The sequence below is a fragment of the Arthrobacter sp. StoSoilB5 genome (genome assembly GCF_019977235.1).
In the GTDB taxonomy this organism is placed as follows: domain Bacteria; phylum Actinomycetota; class Actinomycetes; order Actinomycetales; family Micrococcaceae; genus Arthrobacter.
Window position 1 is genome coordinate 441,816 of sequence record NZ_AP024646.1, and the last position, 12,158, is coordinate 453,973.

13 protein-coding genes are annotated in these 12,158 nt (G+C 63.1%); 4 read left to right on the forward strand and 9 right to left on the reverse strand.

Annotation, left to right across the window (positions count from 1 at the left end; all coding sequences use genetic code 11):
* Positions 1 to 2 precede the first annotated feature (2 nt).
* From LDN75_RS02195 to LDN75_RS02210, 4 genes are all read right to left on the reverse strand, one after another.
* Positions 3 to 809, reverse strand: coding sequence for an exodeoxyribonuclease III (locus LDN75_RS02195; protein ID WP_223935562.1), 807 nt, complete (start codon positions 807 to 809; stop codon positions 3 to 5).
* A gap of 82 nt (positions 810 to 891) precedes the next feature.
* Positions 892 to 1,458, reverse strand: coding sequence for a DUF308 domain-containing protein (locus LDN75_RS02200; RefSeq protein WP_223935563.1), 567 nt, complete (start codon positions 1,456 to 1,458; stop codon positions 892 to 894).
* 70 nt (positions 1,459 to 1,528) lie between these two features.
* Complete coding sequence (locus LDN75_RS02205; RefSeq protein WP_223935564.1) at positions 1,529 to 2,155, reverse strand: response regulator transcription factor; 627 nt, start codon at positions 2,153 to 2,155, stop codon at positions 1,529 to 1,531.
* Positions 2,152 to 3,411 carry a sensor histidine kinase gene (locus LDN75_RS02210; RefSeq protein WP_223935565.1) on the reverse strand — a complete coding sequence of 420 codons (1,260 nt, stop codon included), beginning with the start codon at positions 3,409 to 3,411 and terminating at the stop codon, positions 2,152 to 2,154. Before LDN75_RS02210 ends, LDN75_RS02205 begins: the two co-directional genes overlap by 4 nt.
* A gap of 206 nt (positions 3,412 to 3,617) precedes the next feature.
* On the opposite strand from LDN75_RS02210, the gene LDN75_RS02215 reads away from it, so the two are divergent.
* Both LDN75_RS02215 and LDN75_RS02220 read left to right on the forward strand, forming a co-directional pair.
* Complete coding sequence (locus LDN75_RS02215; RefSeq protein WP_223935566.1) at positions 3,618 to 4,196, forward strand: heme-binding protein; 579 nt, start codon at positions 3,618 to 3,620, stop codon at positions 4,194 to 4,196.
* A 10-nt stretch (positions 4,197 to 4,206) separates the two neighbouring features.
* Positions 4,207 to 4,905, forward strand: a complete 699-nt coding sequence (locus tag LDN75_RS02220) for an ankyrin repeat domain-containing protein (RefSeq protein ID WP_223935567.1) — start codon at positions 4,207 to 4,209, stop codon at positions 4,903 to 4,905.
* A gap of 66 nt (positions 4,906 to 4,971) precedes the next feature.
* Here LDN75_RS02220 and LDN75_RS02225 read toward each other — a convergent pair whose 3' ends face one another.
* Genes LDN75_RS02225 through LDN75_RS02235 form a run of 3 tightly spaced genes read right to left on the reverse strand, consistent with a single transcriptional unit; the run spans position 4,972 to position 7,616 of the window.
* Positions 4,972 to 6,186 (reverse strand): acetyl-CoA acetyltransferase, encoded by a 1,215-nt coding sequence (locus LDN75_RS02225; protein ID WP_223935568.1) that lies wholly within the window; start codon positions 6,184 to 6,186, stop codon positions 4,972 to 4,974.
* A complete protein-coding gene (locus tag LDN75_RS02230; RefSeq protein WP_223935569.1) occupies positions 6,183 to 6,872 on the reverse strand; it encodes a CoA transferase subunit B in 690 nt (229 codons plus the stop codon). Before LDN75_RS02230 ends, LDN75_RS02225 begins: the two co-directional genes overlap by 4 nt.
* 27 nt (positions 6,873 to 6,899) lie before the next feature.
* Positions 6,900 to 7,616 carry a CoA transferase subunit A gene (locus LDN75_RS02235; RefSeq protein WP_223935570.1) on the reverse strand — a complete coding sequence of 239 codons (717 nt, stop codon included), beginning with the start codon at positions 7,614 to 7,616 and terminating at the stop codon, positions 6,900 to 6,902.
* A gap of 178 nt (positions 7,617 to 7,794) precedes the next feature.
* Here LDN75_RS02235 and LDN75_RS02240 point away from each other — a divergent pair, with 178 nt between their 5' ends.
* Complete coding sequence (locus LDN75_RS02240) at positions 7,795 to 8,580, forward strand: IclR family transcriptional regulator (protein ID WP_223935571.1); 786 nt, start codon at positions 7,795 to 7,797, stop codon at positions 8,578 to 8,580.
* Between the two features lie 14 nt (positions 8,581 to 8,594).
* Here LDN75_RS02240 and LDN75_RS02245 read toward each other — a convergent pair whose 3' ends face one another.
* Together LDN75_RS02245 and LDN75_RS02250 are read right to left on the reverse strand one after the other, a co-directional pair.
* On the reverse strand, positions 8,595 to 9,167 hold the full coding sequence (locus LDN75_RS02245; RefSeq protein WP_223935572.1) for a GNAT family N-acetyltransferase: 573 nt from the start codon (positions 9,165 to 9,167) through the stop codon (positions 8,595 to 8,597).
* A gap of 123 nt (positions 9,168 to 9,290) precedes the next feature.
* Entirely contained in the window at positions 9,291 to 11,063 is a 1,773-nt protein-coding gene (locus LDN75_RS02250) for a cytochrome c biogenesis protein DipZ (protein ID WP_223935573.1), read from the reverse strand.
* A 240-nt stretch (positions 11,064 to 11,303) separates the two neighbouring features.
* Between LDN75_RS02250 and LDN75_RS02255 the strand changes: the two genes are divergently transcribed.
* On the forward strand, positions 11,304 to 11,981 hold the full coding sequence (locus tag LDN75_RS02255; protein ID WP_223935574.1) for a fasciclin domain-containing protein: 678 nt from the start codon (positions 11,304 to 11,306) through the stop codon (positions 11,979 to 11,981).
* The last annotated feature ends 177 nt before the right edge of the window (positions 11,982 to 12,158 follow it).

Consider the following 12,158-nt stretch of genomic DNA (forward strand, 5'->3'; position numbering starts at 1 on the left):
GATTAGTCTGCAAGCTCCACGATCACGGGAGCGTGATCCGAAGCGCCCTTGCCCTTGCGTTCCTCACGGTCGATGGAGGCACCAGTAACCCGGGCAGCCAACGCGGGGGAGGCCAGGCAGAAGTCGATGCGCATGCCTTCCTTCTTGGGGAAGCGCAGCTGCGTGTAGTCCCAGTAGGTGTAGACGCCGGGGCCTGGTGTGTAGGGGCGGACGACGTCGGTGTAACCGGCAGCCTCGAAGGCGTGGAAAGCGGCGCGCTCGGGTTCGCTCACGTGGGTGAAGTTGTTGTTGCGGAACAGCTCGATGTCCCAGACGTCGTCGTCAAAGGGGGCAATGTTCCAGTCGCCCATCAGCGCGACCTGGGCTGACGGAGCAGACTTCAGCCATTCCGAGGCGTTGCCTTGAAGGACGTCCAGCCACTTGAGTTTGTACGGCATGTGTTCGTCGTCAAGCGAGCGGCCGTTCGGAACGTAGAGGCTCCAGATGCGGATGCCGCCACAGGTAGCGGCGATGGCACGGGCTTCCTGAGCTGGATCCTTGCCTGCCTTGCCGAACATTGGCTGGTCCAGGAAGGTGCGCTCAACATCCTCCAGTCCTACGCGGGAGGCGATGGCGACGCCGTTCCACTGGTTCACGCCGAAGTGCGCAACCTCGTAGCCCATGCGCTCAAAGAGCTCCCACGGGAAGTTATCGTCCTTGCACTTGGTCTCCTGGATGGCCAGGACATCACAGTCACTGCGCTCAAGCCACGCTTCAACGCGGTCGGCACGGGCACGGAGGGAGTTCACATTCCAGGTAGCTATCTTCACAGCCACTAACTTACCGAACTTGGCGCCCAGCGCATCCCCTCATGAAGGATTGCCCGCCGTGACAACTTCACTGCAGGGGCGATCAGTGGGCGTACATGAAGGCGGACGAGGCGCCCCTGCGCATCTTGATCCCGCAAACGATCAACAACAGCCCCGCAACAGCGGAGAATGCTGCCAGCAAACCCACCATGCCCAGGAAGCCGAGACCAGGGTTGATCAGGACGAAGAGGCCAAAAAGCGCAGTCACAAGACCCGTGAGCACCCAGACTCCCCAGCCATTGACGGAGTTCCTTGCAGCAAACGCGAAGATGATCTCGGAAAGCCCCAGGACCAAGGCCCAGAGTCCAATCAGCACGCCAAGCGCTGCTGCTGTGATACCCGGCCACGCAACTGCGACCAAACCCGCGGCGATGGAGATGAAGCCTCCCACCATCGTCCAGCGGGAATGGCGTGAAGGGTCATAAAAGTAGTGGGCCACATTGGTGAGGCCGTCCACGATTGCGAAGAGCCCGAACACGAGAACCAGTCCGAAGACCGTGGCTACTGGCAAAGATGCCACGAGGAAAGCAAAGAGCACGGCCAGGATTCCGCGGAACAGCAGGGCGGTTCCGGAGTGCTTGAACATCTTGCGTCCTGAGGCGTCGGACATAGTGCCAGCTTAACCGAATGCGGGCCGCGGATATATAGGAAAGGGCGCCCAATCCGGGGCGGAGAAGGTCCTACCGCATGCCTTCGCGGCGAATGGCGGTTGCGATCGCCGCGGCCCGCGTCTCCACGCCGAGCTTGGCGTAGATATGGGCCAGATGGGTTTTGACGGTTGCTTCGGAAATGAAGAGGCGTTTGCCCAGGTCGCGGTTGCTGAGGCCCTCAGTCAGGAGACTGAGGAGCTCCGCCTCCCGGGGCGTGAGGACTTCGTCGGGGTTCCGCAGTTGTTGGAAAAGCCGGGATGCTACCGGCGCGCTCATCACGCTTTTACCCTGCACGGCACCCCTTACTGCGGCGAAAATCTCCTCAGGCGCAGCGTCCTTGAGCAAGTACCCCATGGCGCCGGCGTCCACCGCGCGGACAATATCGGCGTCGGAGTCGTAGGTGGTGAACACGATCACGGCTTGCCGGGGATTGCGTTGCCGCAACTGCTTGATGGCCTCGATGCCGTCCATTCCCGCACCCATCGCAAGGTCCATGAGAATCACTGCGGGTGAGTGTTGTTGCGCTGCTTCCAGCGCTTCCTCACCGGATGATGCTTCACCGACGACGGCGATATCGGCCTGCGTGCCCAACAGCGCCTTGAGTCCGCTCCGGACTACGGTGTGGTCGTCCACAAGGAGCACGGAAATGGTGCTCACAGCGACTCCTTCGACGTATCTTGGGGCGAGGTATCTTCGGCAAGCGTATTTTCGGGCAGAGCCGGCAGCGGAAGCTGCGCGGCAATGATGGTGCCTTCTCCCGGTGTGCTTTCCACGCTCAATTCTCCGCCCAATTGCTCAATGCGTTGCCGCATGGCGCGCAAACCGTATCCTCCCGTTTCCGAGGGCGGAGGTACCGATCCGGGATCAAAGCCGCGGCCGTCGTCGAACACGTCCAGAGTGACTGCATCAGGAAGGTAGCCAAGCGTCACGCTGGCACGGTCTGCGTTGGCATGTAGCTTGATGTTGGCCACGGCGCTCTGCGTCACCCGGAGCAGGGCGTGCCGAACTTCTGCAGGGACGGGCCGCGCGACGCCCGTGACTTGCACTCGGATGGTATCCACGTATTGCCGGGCAGCCTGTTCCAGGGCCTGCGGGAGGGGACCGGATTCGAGGCCGGGCGCGGAGAGTTCGTGCACCAGGCTGCGGGTGTCGGCGAGATTCCCGCGGAGGAGGCTGGCAGCTTTGCGCACGTCATCGTGGGCGTCGGCGTCAGGCCAGGACCGTTGGGCGGCCTCCAGGAGCAGCAGGCTGCTGGCGAGTCCCTGCGTGACGGTATCGTGGATTTCGCGGGAGACGCGCTCGCGTTCGGCGGCGACTCCTGCTTCCCGTTCACTCGCGGCCAGCTGTTCCTGAGTCTTGGAGACTTGGCTAAGCAGCTTGCGTTGAAGCTCGGCATCCCGCTCGATCTTGTCGTAAACCAGCGTCAGCAGCGCGCCTGCGGCCAACGGTCCCAGCAGCATGGCGACGTCGGTCCAGTCGCTCATGCGGAAGAGCCCGACGGCGGTGGCCGCCGCCGTCGCGCCTCCCGCCAGATACGCCGCCCACCCGCTTAACGCAGTGCGGACAAGGAAGAAGATGGCGAAGGAACACCACGCGAAACTCGGGGCGACGATGACCAGCGCTGCCCAGGCTGCCACCAAAGCGAACATCCAAGGCATCCAAGGCTGGCGGTGCTGCTGTTTTTGGCGACGCTGGCAGAGGACCGCAGTGACGGCGTACAGCGCGCACACTGCCGCAGCCAAGGCCACGGTCCAGAGGTTGTCCGCAGGGGAATGGCGCATGACGTAGCGGACGGCAGACGCGACCATCAACACGGCGAAACCAAGGTGCACCACGGCGTCGATGCGGTTATCGATCCGGCTGCTGGGATCGGGCCTTCTGCTTGGATCGGGCCTTTGAGGGGCTGCTGGCATTGGGGGTCCCGTTTCCGTTCCGGTCGGTGGTAGGCGCTCTTTCCATGCTAGATCCCTTGCGGTTGCTGGTCTCTCCACCTTTTGGCTGATACGGCTGGCGGAACGGATGAGCTTGGACCCAGCACATGGCCGATGTGGCCTGAGAGGTGCTCCGGAAGCATGGATGTGTACCCGAAATTGCCAATGAACGCCATGAGGAGCACTCCATGAAGAAGTCCAACAAGATGATCGCCGCCGCAGCCGCCGGAGCGCTGTTGCTCACTGGCGGGGTCACCGCTGTGGCCAACGCAGTGGCTCCCGAAGCCGCACCTGTTACCGCACCCGCCGCGCCGGTAGCAGCCGAAGTCCAGCCCGCAGCTGAGAATGTGGTTGCCCAGAACCGTATCGCCGTCGGAGCGTCGAGCGCGGCGGTAAATGCGGCGCTTGCCAAGTGCCAGGCGGACAAGCTTCCGTTCGTGACCGTCGCCTTGGTGGATCGCTTCGGTACCGTCCAGGCCCTTCTCCGCGGCGACAACGCAGCCGAGCACACCATCGAGGCCGCCAAGCAGAAGGCTTACACCGCAGCTGCTTTCGGTGCGCCCACCAGTGAACTGGCCAAGCGCATCAACGGCAATGGACCGTCCATTGCTGACCTCCCCGGCACGCTCTTCCTGGCCGGTGGTGTCCCACTGAAGGTCAACGGCGTGTCCGTGGCTGGCATCGGCGTCGGCGGCGCTCCCGATGGCGCCTTGGACGAGGCTTGCGCCACCGCCGGTGCCGAGGCCTTGGCTGTAGCTGCGAAGTAGCCTCGACGGTATGAGTTCCATGAAGGCGCGCGGTCTGGCTGTGAGCTCGGCAATCAGTGCGGGTTTACTGATTGCCGGGCTTGTGGCTGGCTGCGCGCCGTCCTCGCCTGTCGAGACACCGTCGTCTGCGGGGCCACCGACGCCGGGTTCGCCGTCGAGCGTGGGCCCTGTCCCGGCGTCGTCCGTTGCCCTGCCGCCCAAACTGTCACCGGAGGCCCAAATCGAAACCGACCGACTCCTGATCCTCGCGGCGAAAGCCAACGATCCCGTGCGGGTCCGCGAACTCATCGACGCTGGCGGCAACGTCAACGCCAAGGACGACATCCAGGACTCTGCGTTTCTTTATGCAGGCGCGGAGGGCTTCAACGAGGTGCTGCAACTGACTTTGGCGGCTGGAGCGGACGTGGGCAGCATCAACCGATACGGCGGCACAGCCCTCATTCCGGCGAGCGAACACGGGCACACCGAAACGGTGCGGATCCTCATCGCAGCTGGCGTGCCCGTGGACCACGTCAACAACCTCGGCTGGACCGCCATGCAGGAAGCCATCCTGCTCAACAACGGCGGCCCCAACCAGCAGGACGTGGTCCGGCAGTTGCTGGCCGCGGGAGCTGATCCGGATATCCGTGATCCCCAAGGCCGAACCGCCCTGCAGAACGCAGAGCGGCTAGGGTTTACGGAGATCGCGGCGCTGATCCGGAACCGCTGACCCAACTGAGTCGCAGCTGTGCGCGTTTTCAGCCCTCAAAACGCGCAGTGCTGCGACTTACTTGGGTTAGACCGCCTCCAGCACGCTCACGTAGTTGGCGATGCCCACGCCGCCCATGTTCTGAACTGCTCCGCGCCGGGCGTTGGGAAGTTGCATGGCGCCGGCGGTCCCAGTGAGTTGCATGGCCGCGATGACGTGCTGCGACACGCCGGTGGCGCCGACGGGGTGGCCCTTGGCCTTCAGCCCGCCGGAGACGTTGACGGGCAGCTTGCCGTCCTTGTAGACCCAGCCCTCTTTGACGGCGCGCGAACCTTCGCCGCGCGGTGTCAGGCCCATGGCCTCGTACATGATGAGCTCGGCGATGGTGAAGCAGTCGTGCACCTCGGCGAAGTCCAGGTCCTCAATACCCACCCCGGCCATGCCCAACGCACGCTCCCAGGAAACACGCGTGGCCGCGAATTCGGTGGGGTCGCGGCGTTCTGCCGGGAAGAAGTCGTTGGCATGTCCGAAACCGGCCAGGCGGACCGGTGCAGTTGCACCGGCGGTTGCCGACGTTGAAATCACGACGGCGGCAGCACCGTCCGAGACCGGCGAACAGTCCGTGCGGCGCAAGGGTTCGGCAACCATGGGGTTCTTGTCTGAAACGGTTCGGCAGAATTCTTCGCCGAAGTCCCGGTGCATCTGGGCGTAGGGGTTGTCCATGCCGTTGTGGTGGTTCTTTGCGGCGATGGAACCTAGGACATCACCCAGTCCGGCCTCGTAACCCGGGCCGCTGATGGACGAGCGGTAGCGCTTCCCGTAATGCTTGGCGACCTCGGCGAACAGCCCGGTGAACCCGGTGGTTGAGGCCTTTCCGGCCATTTCGTAGGAAGCGCCAAGGAGGGCTGCTCCCACCACGTCCGCCCCGGCGTCGGTCATCTTTTCGGCGCCGATCACCAAAACATTGCGCGCAGTCCCGGCGAGCACTGCCTTCACGCCTTGCTGGAACGCGGCGGAACCGGAAGCACAAGCATTCTCGGTGCGCGTCGCGGGAACGTTGGCCAGATCCCCTGAGAGCTGGAGTGCCAAGGACGACGTGAAACCCAGCGGCTGCATGCCTGAGTTGAACTGGCCGAGGTAGATCTCGTCGATGTCCTTCGGCTCCAGCCCCGAGTTACGGATGGCTTCGCCAGCCACCTGCACTATCAGGGACTCCAAGGTCTCATCTGTGAGCTTGCCAAATTTGCTGTGTCCCCATCCTGTGAGCAGGACGTCCTTGCCGAACTGGTCTTTCAGGCTCATGCGCTTACTCCTTCGAGGGTGCTTTCTTCTTCAGACTCGAGCGCGACAGCGAATTCCGCCTCGGTCTTGCTGCGGATCTCTTCCACGGTGACTCCCGGGGCGAGGCGGGTCAGCAGCAGGCGCGTACCGCCGTCGTGGTTGTCCTCGATGTCGAAAACGGCGAGGTCCGTGATGATCCGGTCAACGCACTTCAGCCCCGTCAGCGGGAGCGTGCATTCGGTGACGATCTTGGCCGAGCCGTCCTTGGCGTTGTGCTCGGTGAGGACCACCACTCGCGGTGTCCCCGCCACCAGGTCCATCGCGCCGCCCATGCCCTTGACCATCTTGCCGGGGATGGTCCAGTTGGCGAGATCGCCGCTGCCCGACACCTGCATCGCGCCAAGGATGGCCACCTTCACGTGGCCGCCGCGGATCATGCCGAACGAGGTAGCGGAGTCGAAGATGCTGCCGCCGGAAGTGATGGTGACCGTCTGCTTGCCAGCGTTGATGAGGTCGGCGTCTTCCTCGCCCTCATACGGGAATGCGCCCATGCCCAGCAGGCCGTTCTCGCTCTGAAGGACAACCCGCACGTCCTCGGGCAGGTTATTGGCCACCAGTGTGGGGATGCCGATGCCGAGGTTGACGTAGTCGCCGTCGTGCAATTCTTCAGCCGCGATGGCGGCCATCTGGTCTCGTGTCCAAGCCATGATTGTGCTCCTTGTTCCTGGTAAGCGTTAGACGGCCAGTGCTTCGGGCCGGGGGCGGACTGTTCGCTGTTCGATGTCCTTGACCCGTGCGCTGGCCTGCACAAGCCTTTGGACGTAGACGCCCGGGGTGACGATGTGATTGGGGTCAAGCTCGCCGGGCTGCACAATGACCTCTGCCTCCGCGATGGTGATGGCGCCCGCGGTCGCCACCACAGGATTGAAGTTGCGGGCGGTGTAGCGGTAGATCAGGTTTCCGTCCGTGTCCGCGGTGTGGGCATGAACCAGTGCGACGTCGGCGGTGATGGCGCGCTCGCGGACGTACGTTACGCCGTCGAACTCTTCCAGCGGCTTGCCCTCGGCAACCAGGGTGCCCACGCCGGTCCGCGTGTAGAAGGCGGGGATGCCGGCGCCGCCGGCGCGGAGACGCTCCGCCAGTGTGCCCTGCGGAGTGAATTCGACTTCGAGTTGGCCTGCGAGATACTGCTCTGCGAAGAGCCTATTCTCACCGACGTAGGATGCGATGACCTTCCGGACCTGGCCGGACTCGATCAGCACACCCAAGCCCTTGCCATCCACGCCCATGTTGTTCGAGACGATAGTTAGGTCCTTGGCCCCCGACTCGCGGACGGCGTCGATCAGGTCCGCGGGGATGCCACTCAGGCCGAAACCCCCGACGGCGATGGTCAGCCCGTCTGCCATCAGGTCCTGGAGCGCTTGGGCTGCGCTGGCGTGCATCTTCGACATGTGGAACTCCTCTTTGAGTCTTCGTGGTGGATGTATCCACTTTGTGGACGGGGTGACCTGTAGAGGAGCCTAGGATTCATCCCGGGCCGCGTCAACGGTCGCAATGCTTGGCTACTCATGGTGTGGACGGTAGGCTCGATTGTGTCCATATTGTGGATGAAATCTTTAGGAGCTGGCTTTGACGGAGCAGAAATCGTTGCAGAGCCCGGTGCAGGGCGCCCAAGTGGTGGGCCGCGTTGCCCTGCTGCTGAGGTTGGTGGGGCGCAAGCCTGACGGGACCTCGCTGTCCGGATTGGTTCGGGAGTCAGGGCTGACCAGGCCAACTGTGCACCGACTCCTGACGTCCCTTGCCGCTGAGGGCTTGCTGGAACACGATTCCGCCGCGGGGAAATGGGTTCTTGGTCCTGAAATCTTCCTGCTGGGTTCGGTAGCTGCCGCCAGGTTCCCCATGGAGGACCTGGCCCGGCCGTCGCTGCGCAGATTGGCCGCCGAGACTGGCGAGAGTGCCTTCTTCTCCATCCGTCGTGGGAACGAAACCGTCTGCGTGCTGCGCGAGGAGGGCTCGTTCCCTGTGAGGTCCTTCGTGCTGCATGAAGGCGTGCGCTTTCCGCTGGGAGTCGCCTCCGCGGGGACGGCCATTATGGCTTTCCTGCCGCCTGAGGAACAGGAAGCATTGCTCGCCGACTGGGACATGCATGCTGGTGACTTCGCTGCCGGCCACACGGCGGACGTGGTGCGGGCCAACCTGGAGAGCACCCGTCTGGCGGGTTATTCAGTGAATCCCGGCCTGGTCCTGGAAGGCAGTTGGGGGATGGGGGCTGCGGTTTTTGACCAACAAGGGCGGCCGGCGTGGGCCTTGTCCTTGACAGGGATCGAACCCCGCTTCCGTCCGGATCGGCAGGACGTCCTGGGCAAATTGCTGCTGGAGGAAGCCCACCGAATGACGGCGAAACTGCAAGGCTGACTCAGCTGCAAGGGTTAGCGCAGGTTCAGGCGCATGAGGACCCTCGGGAAGCCGTTGAGGATGGACGTTGTTTCGGCGACCTTTGTGAAGCCGGCTTTCTCGAACAGCCTGCGGGTGCCAACGTACGCCATGGTCAAGTCCACTTTGCTGCCCTTGTTGTCCACGGGGTAGCCCTCAACGGCTGGCGCACCATACTCGCGGGCCATATCAATGGCACCCTTCAACAGATGATGGGAGATGCCCTTGCCTCGATGCCCAGGCCGCACCCGGATGCACCAGATGGACCACACATTGGCGTCGTCCACGTGTGGGATCTTTCGGTTGGTTGCGAAGCTGGTGTCGGCGCGTGGGTGAACGGCTGCCCACCCAACTACTTCGCCGCCGTCGTAAGCGAGAACCCCTGGCGGCGGATCCTCCGCCACCAGCTTCTCGACGAACTTTCCCCGCTCTTCCCGCTGGAGCGCAAGATTTTGCTTCGAAGGAATCCGATAGCTCAGGCACCAGCACACGTTGGCGTCCGGACGTTTGGGGCCGACCATTGTTCTCACGTCATCGAACTCGGTTGCGGGGCGAACCTCGATTGCCATGCCGCCATCCTGTCACCGGCGTCCAGCCCTCCGCTAGACGGCTGGACGTGATGACCGGATCGGGCTTTGGCCCTGCACGGATTGGCTACCCGGCCGACCTCTGACGCGCTCTGGCAGCAAGGCTTATCCGAACGTGAACGAGTACGCTTGGATGCCCTCCGGGATCCTGACTTCGAGCTTGCCCTCGCGGATGTCGGTGTCGTCCACAATTTTGTAAAGGGTGGGCGTTCCTGACACTGGAACGGACGTCGTCTTGCCGTCCCGGACAACGTCAATCATTCCTTCGCCACTGACCACGATGTACACCTGCTTGGCGTGGTAGTTCAGGGCAATGGAGGAGCCGGCTCCGGCGGGTGTGATGGACTGCGTACCCAGATCCCAGCCGCCCGCAAGTGCGAAACTGTCTGCTGCTTGGTCGGCCGGGGCCGTGTATTCACCGGCTCCGGCCTTGTACGGTTGGGTACCGGCATAGTTGACCTTCTTGGTGGTGCCCAAATATGTCTCGGGAGTGGTGGCACCTGCTACCGGGCCGTCGTCGGACGCTTCAATGGGTGCGGGGAGCGTCACCGAAGGGTTGGCCTGTTGCAGGAGTTCGCGGATCAGCTTCTCCGTGGTCTGATAGCCGCCCTCGCCGAACTTGATGTGCCGCACCGTGCCCTCGGAATCGATCAGGTAGTGCGCCGGCCAGTAGCGGTTGCGGTAGTTGGTCCACGTTGAGAGGTTGTTGTCGATGGCCACCGGGTAGCTGATGCCCAAGCCCTGAGCGCCGGACATAACGTTGCGGGTCTCTTTCTCGAACGCGTACTCGGGGGAGTGGACGCCGATGATCTCCAGGCCGGACTCCTTGTACTTGCTGTACCAAGCGGTCAGGTGCGGAACGGAGCGCTGGCAGTTGATGCAGGAGTAGGCCCAGAAATCCACCAAGACCACCTTGCCTTTGAGGTCCTTCAGGTTCACAGCCTGGTTACCGGGAGTGTTGAACCACTCCTGGATGCCCTTGATATCTGGTGCCGTACCGCAGGATTCAAGCTCGGTGCCGCCGTTGCTGCACTTGTCCAGATCCCGGTTCTGGTCGTTAACCAGTCCGCCCAGATCCAGCGCCTTCTTCACGGACTCGTTATCCTGGACCTGTTCCTGCAGTGTGGAGGTGTAGTCCGGGACAAGTTTCTGGAGCAGCTGCGGGAGGTTGAACACCAGGCCGATAGCCAGTGCGATCATCATGACGCCGCCGGCGATCCGGATCTTGCGCTGGTTCTTGCGGAAGGCCTTGACCCGCTCTGCCACACGGCGGCCAGCCAACGCAAACACCAGCAGGGGAAGGGCCGCACCCACGGCAAACGTCAGCGTGAGGACGATTGTTTCGGCGCCAACCTGACCGGTGGCGCCGGCCACGGCAATCGCAGCAAGCACTGGTCCTGCACAGGGCACATAGACGACGCCGAGCGCCAGCCCCAGCACCAGTCCGCCGTTTTCCGTGCCCACCTTGCGCTGCGGGATCCACGAGAACGGCTTTTCCAGGATGTGCTGGAAACGGTCGAAGATCAGGCCGAGCCCAATCAGAACCAGGACCACCAGGCCGATCCACCGGAGCAGATCCTGTGGCAGGTTCACCAGGCTCAGCAGGAACGAACCAACCAAGGTGAACGTGCTGAAGCTGATCACCAGGCCGAGGATCACCAAGTACGGGCGCCAGCCGGCTTGACTACGTTGCCTGGCTTGGGCCTTAAGCTCGACGGCGGTTGGCCGGGTTTCGGTGGCCACGGAACCACTACCAGTGACCTTCCGGGCGCCCTGTACACCTCCGGAAAGAAAGATGACAGGCAGGACAGGCAGGATGCAGGGCGAAATCCCTGTGATTAGCCCGCCCAGCAGGCCGATAAGTGCTAATTGCAGCATTGCGTCTCCCAATGTTGCCGGGCCGACGGTGAGGGGGCGGCTCCGGATATCTGTAGGCAGTTCGGAGCCGAAGCCGCGACGGCTTGGTTCAAATCTTTTTCAATCCGCACCCATCCACACCACTGCAACCTCCGAATAGCTGGTGAGGCACAAACGCCGGTAACGCAAAAGCAACACCGGGCAGCCAGTGCCCACACCCAATGGACCCAACGCCCTGGTTCCAAAAACAAGGAGAATGACATGTTGTCCACAAAGCGCCCCGCCCTCGCCTTCGTTGGCCTCACTGCAGCCGCCCTTCTCGGACTCACGGCCTGTGGTGGTACAAGCAGCTCCAGCACACCTTCGTCATCGTCCGCAGCCCCGGAGATGACCTCCGCGGCGCCGTCGCCGTCGGCTTCAGCCATGACCAGCGCTGCCATGGACCCGGCCCGCGATCTTGTTGGCCCCGGCTGCGCCGGTTATGCCGCAAAGGTTCCTGACGGCGCCGGCTCGGTAGTGGGCATGGCCCAGGACCCCGTTGCGGTGGCCGCCTCCAACAACCCGCTACTCAAGACCCTCACGGCTGCCGTTTCGGGTCAGCTCAACCCCAAAGTGGATCTGGTCTCAACCCTGAATGGCAGTGAGTTCACTGTCTTCGCACCGGTTGACGACGCCTTTGCCAAGATCGATGCCGCCACGATTGAGACGCTCAAGACGGACGATGCCCTACTGAGCAAGATCCTCACCTACCACGTGGTCCCGGGCCAGCTGACTCCGGACCAGGTAGTCGGAACGCACAAGACAGTACAGGGTGGCGAAGTGACCGTTGGCGGCACCAAGGATGCCCTCACCGTTGACGGCGCCAACGTGATCTGCGGCGGCGTGCACACGGCCAACGCAACGGTCTACCTGATCGACTCGGTCCTGATGCCCAAATAGTCCTGAGATCCAAATAGTCCTGGGGTCCAAAGCAAGACAACAAAGAAGCAGGCGCCGGAATCCGGCACCTGCTTCTTTGTTGTATTCGAAGGGGGTTGGGCGGTCAGCGCTGGCCCAGATCGCTGTCGACGTATGAGCCGGGCCGGCTATGTTCCGAGCCGCAGGGGCAATGGTCAA

Excerpts from the sequence above, each read along its gene's own strand:
- LDN75_RS02230 (WP_223935569.1), bottom strand. The coding sequence starts at position 6,872 with ATGGCTTGGACACGAGACCAGATGGCCGCCATCGCGGCTGAAGAATTG.
- LDN75_RS02250 (WP_223935573.1), bottom strand. The coding sequence starts at position 11,063 with ATGCTGCAATTAGCACTTATCGGCCTGCTGGGCGGGCTAATCACAGGG.
- LDN75_RS02225 (WP_223935568.1), bottom strand. The coding sequence starts at position 6,186 with ATGAGCCTGAAAGACCAGTTCGGCAAGGACGTCCTGCTCACAGGATGG.
- LDN75_RS02245 (WP_223935572.1), bottom strand. The coding sequence starts at position 9,167 with ATGGCAATCGAGGTTCGCCCCGCAACCGAGTTCGATGACGTGAGAACA.
- LDN75_RS02200 (WP_223935563.1), bottom strand. The coding sequence starts at position 1,458 with ATGTCCGACGCCTCAGGACGCAAGATGTTCAAGCACTCCGGAACCGCC.
- LDN75_RS02215 (WP_223935566.1), top strand. The coding sequence starts at position 3,618 with ATGAAGAAGTCCAACAAGATGATCGCCGCCGCAGCCGCCGGAGCGCTG.
- LDN75_RS02220 (WP_223935567.1), top strand. The coding sequence starts at position 4,207 with ATGAGTTCCATGAAGGCGCGCGGTCTGGCTGTGAGCTCGGCAATCAGT.
- LDN75_RS02210 (WP_223935565.1), bottom strand. The coding sequence starts at position 3,411 with ATGCCAGCAGCCCCTCAAAGGCCCGATCCAAGCAGAAGGCCCGATCCC.
- LDN75_RS02255 (WP_223935574.1), top strand. The coding sequence starts at position 11,304 with ATGTTGTCCACAAAGCGCCCCGCCCTCGCCTTCGTTGGCCTCACTGCA.
- LDN75_RS02235 (WP_223935570.1), bottom strand. The coding sequence starts at position 7,616 with ATGTCGAAGATGCACGCCAGCGCAGCCCAAGCGCTCCAGGACCTGATG.